Below are 23117 nucleotides of genomic sequence, written 5' to 3' on the forward strand. Positions count from 1 at the left end.
GTCGGGCTTAGGCGACTGCGGCGCGACTCTTGACGAACGCCTGAACGCACGCTTCGACGTCGTCCGAGCTGTGGGCAGCCGAAAGCTGAACGCGGATCCGGGCGGCGCCCCTGGGCACGACGGGGAAGCTGAAAGCGGTGACGAAGACGCCGTGCTGGAGCATCTGGTCCGCCACGCGTGCCGCCATGACGGCGTCGCCGAACATGACCGGGATGATGGCGTGTTCGCCGTCGAGGAGTTCGAAGCCTTCCTCGCTCATGCGGCGGCGGAACAGGGCAGCGTTCTCGAAGAGGCGCGTGCGCAGTTCGCCGGATTCCTGGACCAGTTCGATCGCCTTGATGGTCGCGGCAACAATGGCCGGGGCAAGGGAGTTGGAGAACAGGTACGGGCGTGCCTTCTGGCGGAGCATGGCAACAATCTCACCGCGGCCGGAAACGTAGCCGCCGGAGGCGCCGCCCAGGGCCTTGCCGAAGGTACCCGTGTAAATGTCCACCCTTTCTGAAACGCCGGCGTGCTCGGGGGTGCCGGCACCGGTGGGTCCCATGAAGCCAACGGCGTGCGAGTCGTCCACCATGACCAGGGCGTCGTGCTTTTCGGCGAGGTCGCAGATGGCTTCGAGGGGTGCCAGGTAGCCGTCCATGGAGAAGACGCCGTCGGTGACGATGATCTTGCGTCGTGAACCGGAGGCCTCAACGAGCTTCGCTTCCAGGTCAGCCATGTCCTGGTTGGCGTAGCGGAAGCGCTTGGCCTTGCTCAGGCGGATGCCGTCAATGATGGAGGCATGGTTCAGGGAGTCGGAGATGATGGCGTCTTCCGGACCGAACAGCGACTCAAAAACACCCCCGTTGGCGTCGAAGCAGCTGGAGAACAGGATGGTGTCCTCGGTGCCCAGGAACGCCGAAACGCGGGCCTCCAGTTCCAGGTGGAGGTCCTGGGTACCGCAAATGAAACGTACGGAAGCCATGCCGAAGCCACGCTCGTCCATGGCGGACTTGGCCGCGGCGATGATGTCCGGGTGGTCGGCCAGGCCCAGGTAGTTGTTCGCGCAGAAGTTCAGGACCTTGTTGGCGGGCTGGCCGAGTTGGCCGGCAGCGATGTGGCTGGCCTGCGGGGAGTCGATGTGGCGTTCGGTCTTGAAGAGTCCGGCGCTGCGGATCTCGTCGAGTTCGCCCTGCAGTTGGTCTTTGATGGCTGAGTACATGGGTGCTCCTAAGGGTGAGGGGAATTCGGTCCGGTTAGAGTTCGGTCCAGTCGAGGACCACTTTTCCGCCGGTACCGTTGCGGGCGATGTCGAAGCCCTTTTCCCAGTCGGATGCGGAGAGCTTGTCGGTGACCACTGCGGAGATACTGCGGTGGAGCACCGGGTTGGAGGAGAGCATGGCACTCATGGCGTACCAGGTCTCGAACATTTCACGGCCATAGATGCCCTTCAGGGTGAGCATGTGGGTGACAACCTTGCCCCAGTCGATGTCGATGGACTGGCTGGGCAGGCCCAGCATGGCGATGCGTCCGCCGTGGTTCATGTTGTCGATCATCTCAGGCAGTGCCGTGGGGTGTCCGGACATTTCCAGTCCAATGTCGAACCCTTCACGCATGCCCAGTTCCTGCTGCGCGTCGCGGACACGCATCTTGGACACGTCAACCGCGAGGTCCACGCCCATCTGCCGGGCGAGTTCCAGGCGGGGCGCGGAAACGTCGGTGATGGCGATCTTGCGGGCGCCGGCGTGGCGGGCGACGGCGATGGCCATCAGTCCGATGGGTCCGGCACCGGTAATGAGCACATCTTCGCCGACCAGCGGGAAGCTCAATGCGGTGTGCACGGCGTTGCCGAAGGGGTCGAAGATGGCGCCGAGTTCCGGGGTGACGGATTCGTCGTGGTGAACCCAAACGTTCGTTTCCGGGATGACAACGTACTCTGCGAATGCGCCATCGCGCTGCACGCCGACGGAGACGGTATGGATACACATCTGGCGGCGTCCGGCACGGCAGTTGCGGCAAATTCCGCAGACCACGTGGCCTTCACCGGAGACCCGGTCCCCTACCTTGACGTCGCGGACGTCCTCGCCGATTTCCACCACTTCGCCGTAGAACTCGTGGCCCGCGATGAGGGGTGCCTCGATGATCCCCTGCGCCCAGGCGTCCCAGCTTTGGATATGGAGGTCGGTCCCGCAGATGCCGGTGGTCATGACCCGGATCTTGACGTCGCCGGGGCCGGCTTCGGGCTCGGGACGGTCGACGAGTTCAAACCCTGCGTGGGGTCCGGATTTGTAGAGAGCCTTCATGGGATTCCTCACTGGCTTAGGGCTGCTTCGCTGCTGCTGAGTCCATTGAAGCTCCGCCAATGATTTAGCACAACTAGATTCTTCTCAATCAACGATTTAGGATTTGCTAATGGAAATTCATCAGCTGCAGATGCTTCGCGAACTTGGGGACCTCGGCAGCGTGAAGGCCGTGGCGGAGACCCTCATGGTCACCCCGTCCGCCGTATCCCAACAGCTCGCGCTCCTGCAGAGGTCGGTGGATGTGCCCTTGACCCGCAAGGAGGGCAGGGCTTTGGTGCTGACCGACGCCGGCCGCGTCCTCGCTGAGGCGGGTGCCGCCGTCGTCAACGCCATGGCAGATGCGCGGGCGGCGATCGGCGCCTACCACGACGCTCCGGACGCGCCTGTCAGCGTGAGCGCCTTCCACAGTGCGGGGCAGGCGCTGTTCGCGCCATTGGCAGCGCTGCTGGCTGCAGAAAAAGCGTCCGACGGCGGGATGTCACCGCGACTGCGGCTGTCCGACGAAGACGTGGCCCAGGAGGATTTCCCGGGGTTGGCCGCTCGGTACGACCTGGTCCTGGCGCACCGGATGGACAACAGCCCGCCCTGGCCCGAAGACAAGGTCGCGGTGATTCCGTTGGCCGACGAACCGTTGGACATTGCGCTCCCCGCGCATCACCCCCTGGCGGCCCGGACCGAGTTGGAACCCTGCGACGTCGTCGATGAAACCTGGGTGACCAGCCGCGATGGCTACTCCCCCGCGGATGTCTTGGCCGCCGTCGTGGCCGTGAGCGGGCGCCCCGCGGAGGTCCTGCACCGCATCAATGACTATTCCACCGTTGCGGCGCTGGTCTCGGCCGGTGGTGCGATCGGGTTGCTGCCGAGGTTTACGGCCCGACGCGTGCTGGACGCCGGCGTGGTGCTGCGCCCGCTGGCCGGAGTGAATTCCGTACGCAAAATCGACATACTCGCCCGGCCTGAGGCTCTCAAAAGAAAATCGGTCATGACGGTTTGCGAGTCACTTCAAACCGTCATGACCGAGCTCATCGAACTGTCCGGCCCCCGTTAGCTCAGTCGCGGACCAGGGCGGGCTGGCCGGCGTCGAAATATTCCACCAGCTTGGCCGGGAGTTCCGGCACTTCCTGTGCGGAGCCATCGCCACGCAGGGACTCGGCTGCCAGGATGCCCGCCACCACGGCTTGCCGCGCGGCGATCGGGCTGGTCTGTGTTTGGCCGCCATCGGAGGCAAACCGCAGGAATTCATCGATGAGTCGCGGATCCGCACCGCCGTGGCCGCCTTCGCCGCCCTGAATGGTGATGACTTCATCCGGTGCGGCATAGCCGGACGACCGGCTGGTCCACACGTTGATGGTCTCCCCCGGCCCGTCACCGAGGTTTTCGATCCGGCCCTTGGTGCCGATCACGGTGTAGTTGCGCCAGTAGTCGGGCGTGAAGTGGCACTGCTGGTAGGAGGCCAGGACGCCGTTGTCCAGCACCATGTTCATCATGGAAATGTCCTCGACGTCGATCACCTCCGCGAGGTCCTTCTGCTCCGTGGGCGGCCAGTTGTCCATGGAGAACCAGTCGCCCATGCGCTTTCCGGCGTTATCGCTTCGATTCGGCACGTCGCCGTAGACTGCGAGATCGCCGACGGCGGCAACCCGCTTGGTGTACCCGCCGGCCAGCCAGTGGATCACGTCAATGTCGTGGGCACCCTTTTGGAGCAACAGCGACGTGACGTTGGCCCGCTGCGCGTGCCAGTCCTTGAAGTAGTAGTCACCGCCGTGGCCCACGAAATGCCGGCACCACACCGCCTTAACGTCACCGATCCTGCCGTCCTCGATGAGCTGGCGCATCTGGACCACCACCGGCATGTGGCGCATGTTGTGGCCGACGTAGAGCCGGGTACCGGTTTCGTAGGCCGTCTTCAGGATCAGGTCCGCGGCCTCCACGGTAATGTCCAGCGGCTTCTCGCAGAAGGTGGGGATGCCCGCCTTGAGCGTACGGACGGCGACGGCGGCGTGCTGGTTATCGGGGGTCAGGACAAGTACGGCGTCCAGGCCGCTGGCCAGCAGCTCCTCAAGATCATTCGTGATCCGCGCGGTGGGGATGCGTTCAGCAGCGTCTGCACGGCCGCGTTCGCTGAGGTCGCAAACGATGGTGACTTCAGAGCCTTCGCCCGGCTTGTGGGCATGCTTCCAAAGCCCCGACCGCAGGCCAAAACCTACGATGCCGACCTTCAAATCCTTTTCCATGGTGTGAAATTTCCTTCTGCTGATTCATTAGTAAAGTCTGGTTGCGGCGCTGCGATGCGGCGCCGATTCACGCACGAACAAGTGCCAGGGGAAGTCCAGGACACCCGGCTCCTTTGGGGCACCTCCGGCAGAGTCTCCGGTATGGCCGGTGGCACGTCGCAGGAGCAGCCGGGCCAGCTTGTCGAAAAAGTCCACTGGGCCAACAGTGCTCAGCGACGGCGACATCCGTTCACCTTCCACCGTGTTGCCGACGCCGATGATGTCTACATCGGCGCCCACGGCCAGCCCCAGGCGTTGAGCGGCGTTGATGGCGCTGACTGCGGCGAAATCAGTGGTGGCGTAGATAGCGGTCGGCCGGTCCGGCTTGCTGAGTACCCGCGTTGCCGCAGCGTAGGCCCCGGCGCTGGTGCCATCGAACAAGCCCACGTAGTCTTCCCGTTCCGCAATTCCGGCGGCTGCGAGCGCTTCGGAGTAGGCCCTGTAGCGTGCCCCACCAGAGGTTCCCTGGGCCGTGGCCGGAGTCAGGCAAGCGATCTTCCGATGGCCGTGGAGCAGGTGCTCCACGGCCATGCGGCAGCCAGGCCCGGCAATGGAACGGATAACGTCGAACCCTTCCGCGTCCAACCCTTCGTCGAAGACCACCAGGGTGGTTCCGTGCTCGGCGAGCTTACGAAGTTCATCCCGCTGGCCCTTGCTGACAGCGTCCACGAACACGGCGTCGGCGTTATGCGTGCCCAGGACCTTCACCCAGTCCGCATCTCCGAGGATCATCGGTGTGATGCCCAGCGGGGCGGCCGCCTTCTGGACGGCCTCAATGACGGACAGGGACCAAGGATCGGACAGCATGGTCAGCGACAGGATCACGGTGTTGGTACGGCCGGTCCGGATTGCACGGGCCGCCTGGTTGGGGCGGTAGCCGAGCCGCTCCGCAGCGGCCTTGACCTTTTCCGCCGTCGGATCCGAAACACCCGGTCCGCCATCACCGCGGCGACCCGAGAGGACATAGGAAACCGTGGCCGTGGAGACGCCCGCCAATTCGGCCACCATACGGATGGTGGGTCGGACTCCGGTGCTGCTTGTTTTGGCCATGGTTCCCCCTGCTGGTGCGTGCTTGGTTTCTTCGTTTGTTGGTCTGAGGCTAGCTCCTGAAGACCGGGGCGTTGGGGTCCAACGCGGCCTGGTACTCGTCGCGCATCTTGTCACCGCCCTCGCTCTTCCAGCGCTTCACGGCGTCCTTGAGTTCGTCGATCTTGGCGCGGCCGGTGATGATGTCCACTACCTTGTCGCGCAGTTGCTTGGTGATCTTTGCTCCCACCTTGGCGTTGGTATCCGAGTAGGAACCGTTGGTGGGGTTGCGCCACGCGAATTCGAGGAGCTTTTCTTCCTGCTTGCTGACGTAGCGTGTGTCGTCGTCGAAGCCCGGGTTGAAAATGACGTTTTCCGGACTGGCCATGATGTTCAACGCCGATACCAGGCCGGGGGCGTTGGTGGTGCCGGTTTCGGTGCGTGCCGGTGTTCCGGAGGCGTCGATGGTGTAGTCCTGGCCGAGCTCGCCGAAGTTCTTTTGCATGTACTCCACGGTGCCGAACGGCGCCGACAGGTAGTTGATCAGCGCGAGGAGCTCGCGGATCTTGCCCTCGTCCGCCTTCTTGAATGGTGTGAAACCGACCGTTCCGTACCCCATGTCGTAGACGGGCTTGACCTTGCCGTCGGCACTGAAGGGGATCAAAATGTCGAACTGGGCGTCCTTGTTCAGCGAGCGGTAGCTGCGGATGTCGTGCGGACCCACCACCACCTGGGCCGCGACGCTGCCATTGGCTACGCGCGAACGGATGTCGGTGGCTTTGGAGTCCGGGTAGAAGACACCGGCGGCGAACATTTTGGCGGTGAACTCCACACCGGCCAGGTATTCGTCGGTTTCGTAGAGGTGCGTCAACGTGCGGTCCTTGTTCACTGCCCAGCTGTTCGGGGCGCCGAACCACTCCGTGACCATGTGCAGGGCGTTGATGTAGGCGGGCTCCAACGCGTACTTCTGCTCACCGGGACGCGTCAGTTCCTTGGCCTTGTCCAGGAACTCATCAGCACTGCCGGCCTCAAAACCCCCTACCTGCTCCCACACGGCGTGGTTGCCCACATAGACCTGGCCGAACGGGGTGCTCGGGATGGGAGCTCCCCAGATTTTGCCGTTGACGACGGCGGTCTTCCAGGAATCGGGCTTGAGGGCCGCGAGGTTGGGGTACTCAAGGACGGCGTCGCCCGAGAGGTAGGGCGTCAGGTCCTGGAACTTGGCTTCCAGCATGGGGCCGACGTTGGGGATGCCCTGGTTCGGCGGAACCCACATCATGTCCGGGAGATCGTTGCTGGCAAGGACGGTGGCGAACTTCGCCGGGTAGCCGTCGCCAATGTCCTCGGCGATCTGCAGCTCCAGGTCGCCGCCGAGCTTGGCGTTGAGCCTCTGCCAGAACGGGTTGTCCTTCAGCCCGGGGCTCATGGTGTCGAACGTTTCGGTCAGCCCGGTCACTTTGCCTTTGAGGGGCGGGGTCTTCACGGACTGCACAGCGGTGGGCAGCTTGAAGTATCCGGCCTGGAGGCCCTTGGCGTTGCCCGCGATATCCGGGGTGACGCCGGTGAATTCCTTGTACGTGGGCAGTTTGACCGAGGCTGAGGCGGCGGCGCCTCCGTTGCCTGCGGACCCGCCACCACCGCAGGCGGACAGGCCGACGGCGGTCACGGCCAGGCCTGCGAGGCCAAGGAAACCGCGGCGGCTGAATCCAGCCTGTGAGGTAGTGCTCGTCATGGCATAACCCTTTCTGGTTACTTGCTTCATGGTGTGTTGTGTCAGTTCTTTGGCGGGTCCGCGGAAGCGGTCAGCCCTTCACGGCGCCAGTGATGACGCCCTTGGCGAAGTGCTTTTGGAGGAACGGGTAAACCATCAGGATGGGGACCAGGGCAACCACGACGACGGCCATCTGGATGGACTGCGGCGGAGGCGTTGTGGTGATTCCGAGTTGATCTGCGGCGCCGCTGCCCTGGACCACGAAGTTGCGCAGCAGCAACTGGATGGGCCACTTGGAGTGGTCGTTGATGTAGAGCAATGCATTGAAGAAGGAGTTCCAGAAACCAACCGCGTAGAACAGCCCGACGACGGCGATCACGGCTTTGGACAGCGGCATGACGATCCGCCACAGGATCTGCCAGTCGTTGGCGCCGTCGATCCTGGCGCTTTCAATCAGTTCCCCCGGGATGTTCATGAAGAAGGACCGCAGGACCACAAAGTTGAAGGCACCGAAAATGCCGGGAAGGATCAGCGACCACAAGGAGTCCAGCAGCCCCAGCTGACGGATCATGAGGAAGGACGGAATCAGGCCCGGTGCAAAAAGCAGCGTGAACAGCACTGCCAGGATCACCGGCCGGCCGAAGAGGACAGTGCGGCTGGTGGCGTAGGCCATGGTGATGGTCACGAACAGCGCCAGGATGGTGCCCACTGCCGTGATCAGCATGCTAACGCCCAACGACTGCAGGACCATGGGGCCTTTGAAGATGGTGGCATAGGCCTCGAACGTGGGCCGCTCCGGCCAGAGGACGAACCCGCCTGCCTTGACGAGCTGCTCCGTGTCAGCCAGGGAGGTGGAGACCACCAACAGGATGGGGGTCAGGATGGAGATACTGAAGACGATCAGGACGACTGCTTTGACCGTTTGGTAGAGCGCGGAAGGTTTTTCCTTCCACACCGGGCGTTTGGGGTTGTACGTCAGTTCCCGGGGTTTCCTGGTAAAAAGTGTTGTTGCCATGGGTTCTCCTTGTGCGGCTGCCGCGCGGGCCTGCGTGGCTCTCAGCGCGCTTGTTTTGCGAAGATTCCGTCTTCTCCGAAACGGTGGGCAAGTTTGTTGGCGCCGTAGATCAGCAGGGCGCTGACCACACCTTTGGCGAGCCCGGCTGCTGCGCCGGAGCTCCAACCGCCGCCCACTACGCCTGTGTAATAGGTGAAGGTGTCCAGCACTTCCGCAGCTCCGGCCCCTACTGCGTCACGCTGCAGGATGAACTGCTCAAAGCCGACGGACAGGATGTCGCCGATCCGCAGGATCAGCAGCAGAACGATCACCGGCCGGAGCCCGGGGAGGGTGATGTGCCACATCCGGCGCCAGCGCCCTGCACCATCTGCCGCGGCTGCTTCGTAGAGTGACGCGTCAATGCTGGCAAGGGCTGCCAGGAAGATGATCATGGCCCAGCCGGCGTCCTTCCAGATCATTTGGACCACCACCATGAGAGGGAAGGTCTCGGGGTTGGTCATGAACGGAATCGGGTCCATGCCCCAATCACGGAGCAGGTTGTTGACGAATCCCGCACCACCGAGCATTTGCTGGAAGAACGCAATTACCAAGACCCACGACAGGAAGTGCGGCAGGTAAGCGATGCTCTGGAAGATCTTGCGGACCCGGGTGCTGATCAGCGAGTCGACAATCAGGGCCAGCACCAGGGGCACCGGGAACAGGAAGACCAGTTGCCAGGCTGCCAGGTACAGGGTGTTCCAGAAAGCGTGGAGGAAGTCCGGGTTTCCGAACAGTTCCACGAAGTTCTGCCAGCCAACCCACAGGCTGTCACCGATGCCCAAGTAGGGCTGGTAGTCCTGGAACGCGATGACGTTACCGAGGATGGGAATGTAGAAGAAGAGCAGCAGGAAGGCCACGCCCGGCACCATCATGAGCAGCATTTGCTTGTCTCGACGCAGGCGTGACCGGAAGCTTTGCTGCGGGGCCTTGCCCTTCCGCTTCTTAGGGCCGGTTCCGGGTGGCTTGCTGCCCGCCCTGGCCGGGACTCGGCGAGCTTCGGGCAATGCCGGAGCCTGTTCCGTCGTCGAGTTCATGCTGTCTCCTCAAGTGCTGAGCCCAAATCATCAATGTGATTCAGGCCACGCTCGTTAACCGTTTAACAAACGATAAGTGACGCTTTCCACTTTTGCAAGAACATGATTGAAACTGATCACAGAAATCACTTTCCATCACTTTGTTGGTGCAGGGTGGCGCTTCCCTGGAGGCGCTCCGCACCTGCACGCGCCATTCGCCCCCGTAAGTGCTGGTGCGCAGGGCGGCAAGGGGTGCGTGCCAGGGGTGCACGGGGTGCGCTGGGCGGCAACGGGTGCGGTGGGGTGTGGGTTCTAGGGGTGCGGGCCAGGGTTGCAATGGGTGCGCAGGGCGGCAGCGGGTGCGCGGGGCGCGGGTGCAAGGGGTGCCCAGGGCGCGGGCCAAGCCTCCGGCACCGCTAAAGTACTAGCAGGCGGAGTTCAGACAGAGAGTTCACATGGCAGATTGCTGCAGCCCAGGCGCAGGCGCCCGGACGCATACCCATCAGGGCAGATCCCTCGAGCAGGGCCGACCCCTCCCCCTGCACACCATAGGTGTTCGCCCAATGGCGGGCGACGCCGTCGAAAACGCTGCGGGCACCGCCGTCGAAAGCGCGGCGCCCTCACCCGAAGCAAACGGAGCATCCGCAGCATCCGAAACATCCGACGTCGACATTCCGGCCGGCACCTTCGCCATGGGCGATCCGTTCGGCGAAGGCTACGACGGAGACGGCGAAACTCCCGTGCACGAGGTACAGGTGTCGGCGTTCCGAATCAGCGCCACCACGGTAACCAATGAGGAATTTGCCGGCTTTGTCGACGCCACCGGGCACCGCACCGAGTCCGAAATCTACGGGACCTCGGCGGTGTTCCACCTGGCCGTGAAAGCCAGGCCGGAGGACATCCTGAACCGGGTCAACGCGGTCCCCTGGTGGCTCAATGTCCGCGGAGCTGACTGGGCGCACCCTGCGGGGCCGCTCTCGCACTGGACAGACATCCCGGACCACCCCGTGACCCACGTGTCCTACAACGATGCCCTGGCTTACTGTGCGTGGGCGGGCCGCAGGCTCCCGACGGAAGCCGAATGGGAATACGCCGCGCGCGGTGGCCTGGCCGGGCAACGCTACCCGTGGGGCAACGAACTCCACAACGGAACTCCAGGCCTGGACGCCCACAACTGCAATATATGGCAAGGCGATTTCCCGGTCCGCAACGACCTCGACGACGGCTACCTCACCACCGCGCCGGTCGGTTCATACAGCCCCAACGGCTACGGGCTCTACCAAACCAGCGGAAACGTCTGGGAGTGGTGCAGCGACTGGTTCCTGCCAAAGTACTACAGGTCGTGCCAGGCACAGGGCACTGTGATGGACCCGCCAGGCCCGACGATCGGCAGCGGGCGGGTCATGCGCGGAGGCTCATACCTTTGCCACGATTCCTACTGCAACCGCTACCGGCTGTCAGCGCGCAGTTCCAACACGCCCGATTCAGCCAGCGCCAACCTGGGTTTCCGGACAGTGGCCCTCTGACTCAGGCGCGGGCCCCTGACTCAGGCGCGGCCGTGGGCCCGATGCCCGAGCTTCCCTTTGGGTCCTGCCGGAAGTTCGCCTGACACGATCCGCGTCGCGGTCACCGCAGTGCCGTCCTTGATCCCGCTGGCGTGCACGGTGTCACCGGCCTTCAGCTCAGCAACCGTGGCCGAGGGCAGCGTGGGCTTGCCCTTTCCGTTCCGGAGCTGCGACAGGTCCGTCGGGATCTTGGTGATGCGGGTTTCGGCGTTGATGGCATACCGCTGGGTGAAGCCGTCTTCGCTCTTGACCGTGACCTCCGAGTCGCTCACCGATTCAATGGTTCCGGCCTGGGTGACCACGGTGCGGTAGCTGCCATCCTGTTGTTTCACGACGTGCTCGCCGTGGATAGCTTTTCCGCGGCCCTCCGCGGCCTTGGTGTCCGCTGAGGTTGTCGGGCTTGGTGAGGCGGTGGAGCTCGACGGCGAGGGGCTGGGTTGGGTGCCCGCCCACACTGCGGCGGCCCCACCTCCGGTCAACGCGACGGCGATCCCGCCGGCAAGGAGGACCTTTCGAAATCCTGGTGTGATGGTGCCCATGCATCCATTGTGCGCGCGTCCGGACAAAAAAGTAGCCCGCCGTGGTGGCGTTCCGGATCGGAACGGGCACCACAGCGGGCTACTTGCGGGTCAAGCCAAGGGATCAGCCCTCGACGCCGAGCTTCTGCAGGATCAGCTCGCGGACACGGCCGGCGTCGGCCTGGCCACGGGTGGCCTTCATGACGCCACCAACGATCGCGCCGATGGCCTGGACCTTGCCGCCACGGATCTTCTCCGCGACGTCCGGCTGCGCGGCGAGTGCGGCGTCGATGGCTTCCAGGAGGGGGCCGTCGTCGGACACCACGGCCAGGCCGCGCTTCTCCACGATCTCCGCCGGGGTGCCTTCGCCGGCGAGCACGCCGTCCAGGACCTGGGTGGCCATCTTGTTGTTGATCTTGCCGTCTTCAACCAGCTTGTTCAGCTCCACGATGACCTGCGGGGTGACACCCAGCTCGGAAGGATCGACGTCGGCAACCTTTGCGCGGCCAACGATCTCGCCCATCCACCACTTGCGGGCAACGTCGGCTGAGGCACCGGCTGCGATGGTTTCCTCGATGGAGTCCATGACGCCTGCGTTGACGACGTCGCGGAATTCCAGGTCAGAGTAGCCCCAGGCTTCCTTGAGACGCTTGCGGCGTTCCGCCGGGGGCTCCGGGAGGGTAGCGCGAAGCTCCTCCACCCACTCACGGGAAGCAACGACGGGAACCAGGTCCGGCTCCGGGAAGTAGCGGTAATCGTCGGCGTCGGACTTGGGGCGACCGGACGTCGTCGAACGTGTGTCCTCGTGCCAGTGCCGCGTTTCCTGGATGACCGGCTCGCCGGAATCCAGGACGGCAGCGTGGCGCTGGATTTCGTAACGGACGGCGTGCTCGACGGCGCGCAGGGAGTTCACGTTCTTGGTTTCCGAACGGATACCGAAGCGCTCCCGGCCGTGCGGCCGCAACGAAACGTTGGCGTCGCAACGGACGTTGCCGCGCTCCATCTTGGCATCGGAAACCCCAAGGTTCTTGACGATTTCGCGAACAGCCGCAACGTACGCCTTGGCCAGTTCCGGTGCGCGGCTTCCGGCGCCCTCGATCGGCTTGGTGACGATTTCCACCAGGGGAACACCCGAACGGTTGTAGTCCACCAGCGAGTAGTCGGCACCCTGGATACGGCCGGCAGCGCCACCCATGTGGGTGAGCTTTCCGGCGTCTTCCTCCATGTGTGCGCGTTCGATCTCCACGCGGAACACCGTGCCGTCTTCCAACTCGATGTCGAGGTAGCCGTCATACGCGATCGGCTCGTCGTACTGGGAAGTCTGGAAGTTCTTGGGAGTGTCCGGGTAGAAGTAGTTCTTCCGGGCAAAACGGCATGATTCGGCGATCTTGCAGTTCAGGGCAAGGCCGATCTTGATGGATGACTCCACCGCCGTCTTGTTCACCACGGGGAGGACACCGGGCATGCCGAGGTCTACTTCGTTGACGTTGGTGTTCGGCTCGTCACCGAAAACGTTCGGAGCGGAGGAGAACATCTTGGTCTTGGTGTTGAGCTCCACGTGAACCTCGAACCCCAGGACGGGATCGTACTTCTCCATGGCCTCTTCGAAGCTCAGGGTTGCGTCGACGGACATTAGTTGGAACCTCCGGCGGTAGTTGCGGCAGCGCCAAGTGCTGGTGCTTGCGCGAGCATCGGGCCGCCCCACTTCTCTTCAAGGATGGATTCAAGGACAGCACCGACGCGGTACAGGCGGGCATCCTCGCGGGCCGGAGCCAGCAGCTGGATACCGACCGGCAGGCCGTCTTCGTCGGCCAGGCCGCCCGGCAACGACAACCCCGGAATGCCGGCAAGGTTGGCCGGAATCGTCGCGACGTCGTTCAAGTACATGGCCAGCGGATCGTCGAGCTTCTCGCCGAGCTTGAACGCCGTGGTGGGTGCAGTCGGAGAAATCAGGACATCGGCCTGGGCGAACGCGGCGTCGAAGTCGCGTTGGATCAGGGTGCGGACCTTCTGGGCCGAGCCGTAGTAGGCGTCGTAGTACCCGGCGCTCAGAGCGTACGTGCCCAGGATGATGCGGCGCTTGGCCTCGTCACCGAAACCTGCCGCGCGGGTGGCTGCCATGACACGCTCAATGGTCATGGGGCCGTCCTTGGGCAGGACACGCAGGCCAAACCGCACGCCGTCGAATTTGGCCAGGTTGCTGGACACCTCGGACGGCATGATCAGGTAGTAGGCACCCAGGGCGTACTTCAGGTTGGGGCAGGAAACCTCAACGATTTCAGCTCCGGCATCCTTGAGGATCTGGAGGGACTCGTTGAAACGGTTCTCGACGCCGGCCTGGTAGCCCTCGCCGTGGAGTTCCTTCACGATGCCGATCTTCATCCCGGCTACGTTGCCCATGCGGGCAGCGGCCACCAGGTTGGTGAACGGGTCGGTCAGGGACGTGGAATCGAAAGGATCGTGCCCGCCGATGACTTCCTGCAGCAAAGCGGAGTCCAGCACCGTACGGGAAACCGGGCCGATCTGGTCCAGCGACGACGCCATGGCAATGGCGCCGTAACGGGACACAGCGCCATACGTCGGCTTGACGCCCACGGTTCCGGTGACGGCGCCAGGCTGGCGGATGGAACCGCCCGTATCGGTGCCCAGTGCCAACGGGGCCTCAAAAGCGGCGACGGCGGCCGCGGAGCCACCGCCTGAACCACCAGGAATGCGGTCCAGGTCCCAAGGGTTGCGGGTGGGACCGAAAGCCGAATGCTCCGTGGAAGAACCCATGGCGAATTCATCCAGGTTGGTCTTGCCCAGGATCGGCATCTTGGCTGCGCGCAGCTTCTTGACCACGGTGGCGTCGTACGGGCTGTGCCAGCCCTCAAGGATCTTCGAACCGGCCGTGGTTGGCTGGCCAATGGTGACAATGAGGTCCTTGACGGCGATGGGCACACCGGCAAGGGCGTGCAGTTCCTCGGCGGCGGATCCCCCGGCGGCGCGGGCAGCGTCAACCTCGGCGGCTACGGCGAGCGCTTCTTCCGTGTTGACGTGCAGGAAGGCATGTACCTGGCCATCGACATCGGCGATCCGGTCGAGGTGCGCCTGTGTCACCTCAACAGCGGATACGTCGCCGGAGGCCAGCTTGGCCGCGAGATCAGCAGCGGAGTGGCGGATGAGTTCGTTCTTCAGTTCAGTCATCAGTAATTAGTCCTCATCCAGGATTGCCGGGACCTTGAAACGGTTCTCGTACGCATCCGGAGCGCCGGACAACGCCTGCTCAGCCGTGAACGTGTGACCCACGACGTCTTCACGGAACACGTTGGTCAGCGGAATCGGGTGCGACGTGGCCGGCACGTCCTCTCCCGCGGCTTCGCTGACGGACTTCACCGAATCAACGATGACGGCGAGCTCGCCGGCCATCCTGTCCAGTTCTTCGGCACTCATTTCAATGTGAGCCAGACGCGCAAGATGCGCGACGTCGTCACGGTTGATCGCAGCCATGGATCTCCCCTGCAAAGTTCAATTGGTTTTCCGAACCAGTCTACTTGGCCGGGCACGCGCCTCGGTCAGCCCTCAGCCGCAACTGCTTCAGCGTCCGGTCCGGGTTCAGGTTCCTGATCCGGTTCCGGCCCGGACAGCGTCTTGAAGACGGTCCATCCGACGGCGGTGACAGGAACGGCGAGCAGTGCACCCACGATTCCGGCGATCATGGTGCCGGCAGCCAGGGCCAACAGGATCGCCAATCCGTGAATGCTGAGCACCCTGCCCATCAGGAGGGGTTGCAGGAGGTGGTGTTCCAGCTGGTTTGCGCCGATGACGACGGCCAGGACAATCAGCGCGGTCACAGGACCGTTGGAGATCAGGGCGACGGCGACCGCCAAGGTTCCCGCGGCCGTAGCGCCGATGATCGGGATAAACCCTCCAATGAAGACAAAGGCACCCAACGGCAACGCCAAGGGAACGCCCAGGATGGCCAAGGCCACCCCAACGATGATTCCGTCCGTTGCGGCAACGATGGCAGTTCCGCGGACGTAGCCGCCGAGGACGACCGCGCTGCGTTCGATGGCCATGTGCGCTTTGGGGCGGCGTTCGGCGGGCAGGAAGCCGATGAGGAAGTTGCGGATCTTGTGCCCGTCCTTGAGGAAGAAGAACAGGATCACAGCCATCAGCACCATTCCGGCCAGGATTTCCCCCAATGTCCGTGCCCCGGTCAGTGCTTCCGTACCAAACGAGCTGGAGGTGAAGAACCGCTGTACCGATTCGCGGGTGTCGTTGATTTGGGCGTCGCTCACCGGGATCGGTCCGGAGGTCAGGAAATCGTGGAGGTGGTCGAGGCCGGCAACCGCCTTCGCTGTCAGGTCCTTCGACTGTGCCCGGATGAGGAACACGATCCCCGTCACAATCCCGCCGAACACCACAAGGATTCCCACGAACGAGGCCAGTACGGCGAGGGCGCGCGGCCAGCCGTGCCGGTCAAGCCAACGCACCAGCGGCGCGATCGCAGCGGCCAGGATCAGCGCGATCGTGAGCGGGATCAACACCAGTGGGACACGGGTCAGCGCCCAGATGACAGCCCAGGCCAGCGCCCCTACAGTCAGGGCCTGGATGGAGCGGATGCTGGCACGTCCCAGACCGTCGGCCCATATCGCGGGCAGGCCGGCGCGAAGGTCAGGCATGGCGATCTCCTTCTCAGCGCCCTCGAAGATGTTGGGCGTTCAGTTCTTCCAGTTGCTCGTCGGTCAGGTCGTCGAAGCCCCGGGCCTCACGCTTGTCGCTGCGCGAAAACCGGATGAACATCAGGATGATGAGCGGCAGGTCCACGATTTCACAGATGAACCACAAAGCATCCCCCGCCAACTGCTGGTCACGCAAGGGATCCGGGAACCAGCCCAACGCCGCTTGCGTCGTCATCACGTGATCGAGCACCTGCCCGTTAAGGCGGAGCAGGATGCCGGGGACCGCATCAACCAGGAGCTCGATGAATACGAAGACGAACTCCAAGGTGATGTAGGCGCTGGACCGCTGGAAATCGGCTTCCTCGATGATGGGCAGTGCCATGAGAAGGCCCAGCAACGGAATCAGGATGGTCAGGAGAGCCTGCGCCAGAGGATCGGCCCGCAGGGTGTGGAAGGCAGGGGTCAGGAAGGTGGAGAACAGCGCCAAACCCAGGAGCGGCGCGGCGAGCGAATTGCTGACGAATCGCACGGCGGGATGGGCCAGGACGGTGTTCAGCCTCTCGATGCCGGAGGGAGGCAAGGCAGCTCGGGCCAGTGAGATCGGCCTGCCCAATCCGATCAGCAGCGGCACCACGAACAGGAGCAGGGAGACCTTGACCGTGAAGGCCCACCGCAGGTCTGAGCCATAGACTCCGAGGAACCCGCAGGTAAGCGCGGCCAAGGATCCGAGGCCCAGGACATAGAACGCGACGGTTCGCCAGAGGGGCCAGCGGCGGCCATTGGCGGCGGCAGACTTCAGTCCAAGACCGTAGAGCACGCCGAAAGCGCTGATCATGATCACAGCTGCCCAGTCGATCTGCCAGGCGCTGACGAGGACGTCAAAGGGCGGCACAGAGCAATGATAGGCACCTGGGGGCGCCCTTGGGTATTTCCCAGAATCGCTCAGTAGCATAGGCCCGCCCCTACCCAGAGGAAAGGCCAGTGCCGTGATCGGTCGCCACGAACGCCCCGCCCCCAACTCACCGGATGGTGATTCTCCCCGCTACCCCGGACAAGGAAGCCTCGTCGAGGAAAGTACCGGCTCACCGCGCCGCAGGCGCCCCCGCTGGCTCCGGATTGGGGTCATCGTGGTTGCTGCTGCAGTCGTTGGAGTCCTTTGCTTTGGCGGTTACTGGCTGTGGCGGCTTCAATCGAATATCTCCACCACTTCCCTTGGAGCAGGCGGCCAGCGAAGTGAAGGTCCGGTTGATGACAGGAAGGACCGCCTCCAGATCCTGGTGCTGGGCAGTGATACCCGAAGCGGTAAGAACAGCCAGTACGGAACAGCGGACCAGTCCTCCGGCTACGGGCAGTCGGATGTCATGATGCTGGTGGACATTTCCGCGGACAACAACCACGTGAACGTCATCAGCTTCCCCCGGGACCTCCTGGTGGACGTGCCCGCCTGCAAAGACCAGGCAAGCAACGAGCAGCACGACGCCCGGCCGGGCGTGATGATCAACAGCGCCATGGCCGAAGCCGGAATCGGCTGCGCTGTTGACACCGTCAACAAGCTCACCGGGCTGGAAGTGGACCATTTCATGATGGCCGATTTCAACGCTGTCAAAGAGCTGACCACCACGGTGGGTGGGGTGGACGTGTGCGTCAATTCCGCCGTCGACGATTCCGACTCGGGCCTCCACCTCCCCAAGGGGACCTCCCAAGTGCAAGGCGACCAGGCCCTGGCGTTCCTCCGGACACGCCACGCTTTTGCCGACGGCGGCGACCTGGGCCGCATTAAGGCCCAGCAGTCCTTCCTGGGCTCCCTCACCAGGAAACTGAAGTCCGAGGGGACGCTCAGCGACCCACAAAAGCTGCTGAGCATCGCCGATACGATGACCAAGAACCTGACGGTGGACACTGGCCTGGCCTCGGTTCCTGCCTTGCTGACCATTGGCGACCGGCTCAAGAACATCGACCCCGCCAAGGTGAACTTCATCACCGTGCCCACCGTCCCGGCCCCGTCAGATCCCAACAGGCTCGGACTGGATGAACCGGCAGCCTCGAACCTCTTTGCTGCCCTCAGGAACAGCGCGGACCTTGCACAAGCCGGAACCCCCTCCCCCGCGCCGCCGTCAAGCTCCGAAGCCAAACCCGCCTTTGACAAAGCACTCCAGCCCATCAGCATTGCCAACGGAACCGGTGTTACCGGCAGAAGCAACGCAATCGCGGCCCTGGTCACGGCTGCGGGCTACACCAAGACCGTCCGGCTGCAGGGCCAACCCCGCGCCCAGACCATGGTGTACTACCAGGCCGGCTTCGCCGACGTCGCGGCGGACATCGCCGGGATGTTCGGGCTCCCGGCAGCAAACGTCCAGGAGGTGACGGGTATCCAAGGCGTGCAGCTCTACGCCGGTGAAGACTTCGTTTCCGGCGACAAGCCAGCCCAAAGCACTACGCAAGGCAACATCCCCACACAAACGGCAAATGACCAGACCTGCCAGGCTACGAACCCGGTGGGCTGATCATTTGCCGTCAGTGTGGGGGCCGGGCACTCCTGCCACCCACGTCGGTCAGCCGATGCCGATGGCTCCGGTCAGGACTCCGACGGCCAGCATCACGATTGAGATGACTGCGGTCCGCCACAGGACCTTCTTGTGGTGGTCACCCAGTTCCACCTTTGCCAGGGACACCAGCAGCAGGATGGCGGGGACCAGCGGGCTCTGCAGGTGGAACGGCTGGCCGGTGATGGAGGCGCGGGCCATGTCCGCTGCACCAACGCCGTAGTGCGCTGCGGTTTCGCTGAGGACGGGCAGGACGCCGAAGTAGAACGCGTCGTTGCTCATGAAGAACGTCATGGGGATGCTCAGGACGCCCGTGATGATGGCCATGAACGGACCCATCTCGGCAGGGATGATCTGGACCAGCCACTCGGACATTGCCTTGACCATGCCCGTGCCGTTCAGGACACCGGTGAGCACTGCGGCGGCCATGACCATGCTGACAACGGCGACGATGGACGGTGCGTGGGCGATCAGCTGTGCACCCTGGTCCTTGACCTTGGGGAAGTTGACCAGCAGGGCGATCGCGGAACCGACCATGAAGACAAACGGCAGGGGAACGACGTTGGCGACCAGCGTGACCATGACGGCCACGGTGAGGGCCAGGTTGAACCAGAACAGCTTGGGACGCAGGGTCTTGCGGTTGGGGTCCAGCGCGGTGTCGGCCATGGCGGTGTCGTGGTCGTCCACCAGTTCTTCGGTACGTTCCAGGACCGCGACGCCGGAACCTCCGCCGGTACCCGGCTTGCCGACGGGAGCAGTTGAGCCGGTACGGCCGAATCCGAAACGTCCCTTGCCGGAGCCGGAGCCGCCGGCGACAGAACCGCCGCGGCCGGTGCCGCCGTCGAACGCGTCAGCAGGATCGGCGACGTCGCCCCAGATCTCCGGAGCGACAGAGCGGAGGCGGTTGCGTTCCTGCAAGCCGAGCAGCCAGGAGAAGACCAGCACGACGATCAGCCCAACAATGAGCGAGGGGACCATGGGCACGAAGACGTCGTTGACGTCGAGCTTGAGCGCAGTGGCAGCGCGGGCAGTGGGGCCACCCCACGGCAGGATGTTCATGGTTCCGTTGGCGAGGCCGGCGACGCAGGTCAGGACCACGGGGCTCATCCTGAGGCGCAGGTAGACGGGGAGCATCGCGGCGGTGGTGAGGATGAACGTGGTGGAACCGTCCCCATCGAGGGAGACCGCTGCTGCCAGGATCGCGGTGCCCAGCACAACCTTGGCCGGGTCGTTGCCCAGCTTGCGGAGGATGAACTTGACCAGCGGGTCGAAGAGTCCGACGTCGATCATCAAGCCGAAGTAGATGATGGCGAACATCAGGAGCGCGGCCGTTGACGTCATGGACTTCATCGAATCCATGACCATGGGTCCGATGCCCAGGCCGGCCCCTGCGAAGAGACCAAAGATGGTGGGGACGATGATCAGCGCCAGAACCGGCGTCAACTTTTTGGTCATGATCAGGACCATGAATACCGCAATCATTGCGAATCCAAGCAAAACCAGCATGGCCGGCTCCTTTACTACTGTGAAGGGCACCACATCGATGTGATGCGCACTACAGACAATAGGGTGGCGTCGATCACGGACCGGGGTTTCAGGGAATTGTTCAGGATAGTGCTCGTTGCGCACGTTTTGCGCATTGTGCTCAGTGCTTCAATGGAGCAGGAGGAAAGGAGCAAAGGTGCCTGTTTTCAGCAAGGTGGGTATGCGGTTCTCCACCCAAACCCTCCTCCTCCAGCTCGGAGTGGTCCTGCTGGTGGTCCTGCTCAGCGGCGCCGTCCACGCCTGGTTGGTGTACGGACGGATCGGTGACGAAGCCGAAAACCAGGCCCTCACCCTGGCCAGGACAGTCGCAGCAGATCCGGACATCAGGACCGGCGTGCAGGAAATCAGCAAGGAAGAGGGAACCCCACCGGCGGATGTGCTGGCAGTCGGCCCCCTCCAGGCCGCCGCCGAAGCCGTCCGGGTGCGCACCGGAGCCCTCTTCGTCGTCATCACGGACGAAACAGGCCTGCGCCTGGCCCACCCCGACCTTGCCCGGCTGGGCGAACGTGTGAGCACCGACCCCTCCGTTGCCCTCGCGGGAAAGGAAATCACCACCCGCAATACCGGCACGCTGGGCCCGTCCGCCGGTGCCAAGGTCCCCGTGTACTCGCCCGATGCTGCAGGCACCATCGTGGGTGAGGTCAGCGTGGGCTATTCCGTGGAGTCCCTCAGCAACAGCCTGGCACGCGACATTGTGCCCATTGCCTTCACCGCCGGCGGCGCGCTCCTCGCAGGCGTGCTGGCCTCCTTCCTCCTCCGGCACAGGCTGCAGCGGCTCACGCTCGGCCTGGAACCGGAAGAGATCAGCACCCTCGTCCACGATCAGGTGGCTGTGCTCCAGGGGGTGGACGACGGCGTGATCGGCATAGCCGCCGACGGCAGGATCTCCGTCTTCAACGCGGCCGCCTCCCGGCTGCTGGACCTGCCCGATGCCACCGGCCAGGACTGGGCAACTGCGGGCGTCCCCGAACAGCTCAAGCAGCTGACGCAGCCTGCGGCCCGGGATGCAGAGCCCGTCGAACTTGTGGCTGGCGGCCGGGTTTTGGTGGCCAGCGCGCGGAAAGCATGGCATCGGAAAGAGGATCTCGGCTGGGTTGTCATGCTCCGTGACCGCACCGAGCTGCAGCAGCTGACACGCCAGCTGGACGCTGTCGGGACCATGTCCACGGCCCTGCGCGCCCAACGCCACGAGTTCGCCAACCAGCTCCACACCATCGCCGGTTTCATGAGCATCGGACAACACGATTCCGCGAAGGAATACCTCGCCAGGATTTCCGCCACCGGTCCCCTGAAATTTCCCGTTGAGCAGGCCGAACTGCTCCAGGATCCCTACCTGCAGGCCTTCATCGGCGCCAAGGGAGTGGAGGCCTCCGAGCGCGGTGTGAGCCTGCGCGTCGGGCCGGAGACCATGGTCCGTGGCCATGTCGCCGATCCGCAGGACGTCACCACCGTGCTCGGCAACCTCATAGACAATGCGGTCAGTGCCGCCGTCGCCGGTTCCGCCGCGGACCGTTGGGTGGAAGTGGAACTGCTGGACGACGCCGGACGCCTGCACCTTGTAGTGGGCGACTCCGGAGACGGACTGGGTGCCGCGGACCCGGAGGACATCTTCACCGAAGGATTCACGACGTCGGCGCAACCGGTACGCTCGGGGGCTGGACAAGGATTGGGGCTGGCTTTGGTGCGGCAACTGGCACGCAGGCGCGGAGGGGATGTCCGGGTCCTGGAACACGGCAGCGAGGGTGGCCCGGGCGCGGTGTTCATGGCCACCATTCCCGGGGTCATGGATGAAGGGCCCACAAGCTCAACGGAGAGGGAGGACCGCAGTGGTTGAGGATCTGAGGGTGCTGATCGTCGATGACGACTTCCACGTCGCACGGCTGCATGCGGCGTACGTCGATTCGGTGGCAGGATTCATGGCCCTGGCACCTGCGGGGTCGGTATCCCAGGCTTTGCAGGCGATCCACAGCCTGCGCCCGGACCTGGTGCTGCTGGACGTGTACCTGCCCGACGGTTCCGGACTGGACCTGCTGGGGCAGCTGGATGTCGATGCTGTGATGCTGACTGCCGCCTCTGACGCGCAGTCCGTACGCGTTGCCCTGCGACGGGGTGCCTTGGGCTACATGCTCAAACCCTTCACTGCTGAAACCTTGTCCCAGCAGCTCCGGTCCTACGCGCGCTACCGCAGGATCCTCGGCCAACAGCCCAGCATTGACCAGGGCACCATCGAACGGGCCAAACGCTCACTCATTCCAGGGGATGTATCGCCGGCGGCCAAGCCCCGGTCCGCCACCGAAGCCGCGGTCCTGGAATCCTTGCTTCCCGGCGAACAGTACTCCGCTGCCGAAGTCGCGGAACGGGTCGGCGTTTCCCGCGCAACAGCGCAGAGGTACCTGTCGTCGCTTGCTGATGATGGCGCCGTCGAAATTCAACTGCGTTACGGAACCACGGGTCGCCCGGAACACCGGTACGGCATCCCGGGCTGACCCAAAGTATTAGGGCGCTACGCGGATTTCTGCGCTACGAGCTCGATCTCCACCAGCATCTGCGGGTCCAGGAACGGCAGGACGTGGACCAGGGACAACGTAGGCCGGATCTCGCCGAAGACTTCTCCGTGGGCACGTCCGGCGTCCTCCCACTTGCTGATGTCCGTCAGGTACAGCTTGGACTGGACGACGTCCTCATAGGAGAAGCCGGCATCTTCGAGGACAGAGCCAAGCTTTTCGAGGATGAACCTGGTCTGTGAGTAGAAATCATCGCCGACAATGCCGTTTTCGCCGGAAGCTGCCGTAGCGGAAATGAAGAGGGTGTTATCCACCTGGACCGCGCGGGAGTAGCCAAGGGTCTGTTCCCAGACCGAACCCGTGCCGAATGTCTTGCGCATGCCGCGCCTTCCTGTCGTTGCGCCCGGCCCGGTGACCGG

Annotated in this window: 20 protein-coding genes; 5 read left to right on the plus strand and 15 right to left on the minus strand. The window is 63.9% G+C overall.

Annotation, left to right across the window (positions count from 1 at the left end; all coding sequences use genetic code 11):
• Window positions 1–7: 7 nt before the first annotated feature.
• Both ABHM97_RS03310 and tdh read right to left on the minus strand, forming a co-directional pair.
• Window positions 8–1201 carry a glycine C-acetyltransferase gene (locus ABHM97_RS03310; RefSeq protein ID WP_349469585.1) on the minus strand — a complete coding sequence of 398 codons (1194 nt, stop codon included), beginning with the start codon at window positions 1199–1201 and terminating at the stop codon, window positions 8–10.
• A 34-nt stretch (window positions 1202–1235) separates the two neighbouring features.
• Window positions 1236–2282 (minus strand): L-threonine 3-dehydrogenase, encoded by a 1047-nt coding sequence (gene tdh / locus ABHM97_RS03315; RefSeq protein ID WP_257368516.1) that lies wholly within the window; start codon window positions 2280–2282, stop codon window positions 1236–1238.
• Between the two features lie 109 nt (window positions 2283–2391).
• On the opposite strand from tdh, the gene ABHM97_RS03320 reads away from it, so the two are divergent.
• Window positions 2392–3330: a LysR family transcriptional regulator gene (locus ABHM97_RS03320; RefSeq protein ID WP_349469586.1), complete on the plus strand. Its 939-nt coding sequence runs from the start codon at window positions 2392–2394 to the stop codon at window positions 3328–3330.
• Between the two features lies 1 nt (window position 3331).
• Here the strand turns inward: ABHM97_RS03320 and ABHM97_RS03325 are convergent, their stop codons facing one another.
• From ABHM97_RS03325 to ABHM97_RS03345, 5 genes are all read right to left on the minus strand, one after another.
• Window positions 3332–4516 carry a Gfo/Idh/MocA family protein gene (locus ABHM97_RS03325; protein ID WP_349469587.1) on the minus strand — a complete coding sequence of 395 codons (1185 nt, stop codon included), beginning with the start codon at window positions 4514–4516 and terminating at the stop codon, window positions 3332–3334.
• Window positions 4517–4543: 27 nt separating this feature from the next.
• Window positions 4544–5605 carry a LacI family DNA-binding transcriptional regulator gene (locus ABHM97_RS03330; protein ID WP_349469588.1) on the minus strand — a complete coding sequence of 354 codons (1062 nt, stop codon included), beginning with the start codon at window positions 5603–5605 and terminating at the stop codon, window positions 4544–4546.
• Between the two features lie 49 nt (window positions 5606–5654).
• Window positions 5655–7313, minus strand: a complete 1659-nt coding sequence (locus ABHM97_RS03335) for a type 2 periplasmic-binding domain-containing protein (protein ID WP_235519574.1) — start codon at window positions 7311–7313, stop codon at window positions 5655–5657.
• A gap of 70 nt (window positions 7314–7383) precedes the next feature.
• The gene (locus ABHM97_RS03340) at window positions 7384–8307 is read right to left on the minus strand and encodes a carbohydrate ABC transporter permease (RefSeq protein WP_349469589.1); all 924 of its coding nucleotides are present in this window, start codon (window positions 8305–8307) and stop codon (window positions 7384–7386) included.
• Between the two features lie 41 nt (window positions 8308–8348).
• Window positions 8349–9380, minus strand: coding sequence for an ABC transporter permease (locus ABHM97_RS03345; protein ID WP_235519571.1), 1032 nt, complete (start codon window positions 9378–9380; stop codon window positions 8349–8351).
• 542 nt (window positions 9381–9922) lie between these two features.
• On the opposite strand from ABHM97_RS03345, the gene ABHM97_RS03350 reads away from it, so the two are divergent.
• Window positions 9923–10885, plus strand: a complete 963-nt coding sequence (locus ABHM97_RS03350; protein WP_502921248.1) for a formylglycine-generating enzyme family protein — start codon at window positions 9923–9925, stop codon at window positions 10883–10885.
• Window positions 10886–10905: 20 nt separating this feature from the next.
• On the opposite strand, the gene ABHM97_RS03355 is transcribed toward ABHM97_RS03350, so the two are convergent.
• The 6 genes from ABHM97_RS03355 to ABHM97_RS03380 all read right to left on the minus strand — a co-directional run bounded on the left by ABHM97_RS03355 (window position 10906) and on the right by ABHM97_RS03380 (window position 16998).
• Window positions 10906–11463 carry a hypothetical protein gene (locus ABHM97_RS03355; protein ID WP_349469591.1) on the minus strand — a complete coding sequence of 186 codons (558 nt, stop codon included), beginning with the start codon at window positions 11461–11463 and terminating at the stop codon, window positions 10906–10908.
• A gap of 103 nt (window positions 11464–11566) precedes the next feature.
• Complete coding sequence (gene gatB / locus ABHM97_RS03360) at window positions 11567–13075, minus strand: Asp-tRNA(Asn)/Glu-tRNA(Gln) amidotransferase subunit GatB (RefSeq protein WP_349469592.1); 1509 nt, start codon at window positions 13073–13075, stop codon at window positions 11567–11569.
• A complete protein-coding gene (gene gatA / locus ABHM97_RS03365; protein WP_257368524.1) occupies window positions 13075–14628 on the minus strand; it encodes an Asp-tRNA(Asn)/Glu-tRNA(Gln) amidotransferase subunit GatA in 1554 nt (517 codons plus the stop codon). Before gatA ends, gatB begins: the two co-directional genes overlap by 1 nt.
• Window positions 14629–14634: 6 nt before the next feature.
• The gene (gene gatC / locus ABHM97_RS03370; RefSeq protein WP_167264767.1) at window positions 14635–14931 is read right to left on the minus strand and encodes an Asp-tRNA(Asn)/Glu-tRNA(Gln) amidotransferase subunit GatC; all 297 of its coding nucleotides are present in this window, start codon (window positions 14929–14931) and stop codon (window positions 14635–14637) included.
• Window positions 14932–14996: 65 nt separating this feature from the next.
• Window positions 14997–16106: an AI-2E family transporter gene (locus tag ABHM97_RS03375; protein WP_235519564.1), complete on the minus strand. Its 1110-nt coding sequence runs from the start codon at window positions 16104–16106 to the stop codon at window positions 14997–14999.
• Window positions 16107–16119: 13 nt separating this feature from the next.
• Window positions 16120–16998 (minus strand): cytochrome c oxidase assembly protein, encoded by an 879-nt coding sequence (locus ABHM97_RS03380; protein ID WP_349469593.1) that lies wholly within the window; start codon window positions 16996–16998, stop codon window positions 16120–16122.
• Window positions 16999–17092: 94 nt separating this feature from the next.
• Here ABHM97_RS03380 and ABHM97_RS03385 point away from each other — a divergent pair, with 94 nt between their 5' ends.
• Window positions 17093–18610 (plus strand): LCP family protein, encoded by a 1518-nt coding sequence (locus ABHM97_RS03385; RefSeq protein ID WP_349469594.1) that lies wholly within the window; start codon window positions 17093–17095, stop codon window positions 18608–18610.
• A gap of 48 nt (window positions 18611–18658) precedes the next feature.
• Here the strand turns inward: ABHM97_RS03385 and ABHM97_RS03390 are convergent, their stop codons facing one another.
• Window positions 18659–20185: a CitMHS family transporter gene (locus tag ABHM97_RS03390; protein WP_349469595.1), complete on the minus strand. Its 1527-nt coding sequence runs from the start codon at window positions 20183–20185 to the stop codon at window positions 18659–18661.
• Window positions 20186–20354: 169 nt separating this feature from the next.
• Here ABHM97_RS03390 and ABHM97_RS03395 point away from each other — a divergent pair, with 169 nt between their 5' ends.
• Entirely contained in the window at window positions 20355–22028 is a 1674-nt protein-coding gene (locus ABHM97_RS03395; RefSeq protein ID WP_235519749.1) for a sensor histidine kinase, read from the plus strand.
• Window positions 22021–22680: a response regulator gene (locus ABHM97_RS03400; RefSeq protein WP_235519553.1), complete on the plus strand. Its 660-nt coding sequence runs from the start codon at window positions 22021–22023 to the stop codon at window positions 22678–22680. Before ABHM97_RS03395 ends, ABHM97_RS03400 begins: the two co-directional genes overlap by 8 nt.
• A 17-nt stretch (window positions 22681–22697) precedes the next feature.
• Here the strand turns inward: ABHM97_RS03400 and ABHM97_RS03405 are convergent, their stop codons facing one another.
• The gene (locus ABHM97_RS03405) at window positions 22698–23078 is read right to left on the minus strand and encodes a RidA family protein (protein WP_235519550.1); all 381 of its coding nucleotides are present in this window, start codon (window positions 23076–23078) and stop codon (window positions 22698–22700) included.
• Between the last annotated feature and the right edge of the window lie 39 nt (window positions 23079–23117).

The sequence above is a fragment of the Paenarthrobacter sp. CAP02 genome (genome assembly GCF_040137855.1).
GTDB lineage: Bacteria > Actinomycetota > Actinomycetes > Actinomycetales > Micrococcaceae > Arthrobacter.

Excerpts from the sequence above, each read along its gene's own strand:
- ABHM97_RS03330 (WP_349469588.1), bottom strand. The coding sequence starts at position 5,605 with ATGGCCAAAACAAGCAGCACCGGAGTCCGACCCACCATCCGTATGGTG.
- ABHM97_RS03325 (WP_349469587.1), bottom strand. The coding sequence starts at position 4,516 with ATGGAAAAGGATTTGAAGGTCGGCATCGTAGGTTTTGGCCTGCGGTCG.
- ABHM97_RS03345 (WP_235519571.1), bottom strand. The coding sequence starts at position 9,380 with ATGAACTCGACGACGGAACAGGCTCCGGCATTGCCCGAAGCTCGCCGA.
- ABHM97_RS03355 (WP_349469591.1), bottom strand. The coding sequence starts at position 11,463 with ATGGGCACCATCACACCAGGATTTCGAAAGGTCCTCCTTGCCGGCGGG.
- ABHM97_RS03350 (WP_502921248.1), top strand. The coding sequence starts at position 9,923 with ATGGCGGGCGACGCCGTCGAAAACGCTGCGGGCACCGCCGTCGAAAGC.
- gatB (WP_349469592.1), bottom strand. The coding sequence starts at position 13,075 with ATGTCCGTCGACGCAACCCTGAGCTTCGAAGAGGCCATGGAGAAGTAC.
- gatC (WP_167264767.1), bottom strand. The coding sequence starts at position 14,931 with ATGGCTGCGATCAACCGTGACGACGTCGCGCATCTTGCGCGTCTGGCT.
- ABHM97_RS03395 (WP_235519749.1), top strand. The coding sequence starts at position 20,355 with ATGCGGTTCTCCACCCAAACCCTCCTCCTCCAGCTCGGAGTGGTCCTG.
- ABHM97_RS03310 (WP_349469585.1), bottom strand. The coding sequence starts at position 1,201 with ATGTACTCAGCCATCAAAGACCAACTGCAGGGCGAACTCGACGAGATC.
- ABHM97_RS03340 (WP_349469589.1), bottom strand. The coding sequence starts at position 8,307 with ATGGCAACAACACTTTTTACCAGGAAACCCCGGGAACTGACGTACAAC.
- ABHM97_RS03335 (WP_235519574.1), bottom strand. The coding sequence starts at position 7,313 with ATGACGAGCACTACCTCACAGGCTGGATTCAGCCGCCGCGGTTTCCTT.
- ABHM97_RS03405 (WP_235519550.1), bottom strand. The coding sequence starts at position 23,078 with ATGCGCAAGACATTCGGCACGGGTTCGGTCTGGGAACAGACCCTTGGC.
- gatA (WP_257368524.1), bottom strand. The coding sequence starts at position 14,628 with ATGACTGAACTGAAGAACGAACTCATCCGCCACTCCGCTGCTGATCTC.
- ABHM97_RS03375 (WP_235519564.1), bottom strand. The coding sequence starts at position 16,106 with ATGCCTGACCTTCGCGCCGGCCTGCCCGCGATATGGGCCGACGGTCTG.
- tdh (WP_257368516.1), bottom strand. The coding sequence starts at position 2,282 with ATGAAGGCTCTCTACAAATCCGGACCCCACGCAGGGTTTGAACTCGTC.
- ABHM97_RS03320 (WP_349469586.1), top strand. The coding sequence starts at position 2,392 with ATGGAAATTCATCAGCTGCAGATGCTTCGCGAACTTGGGGACCTCGGC.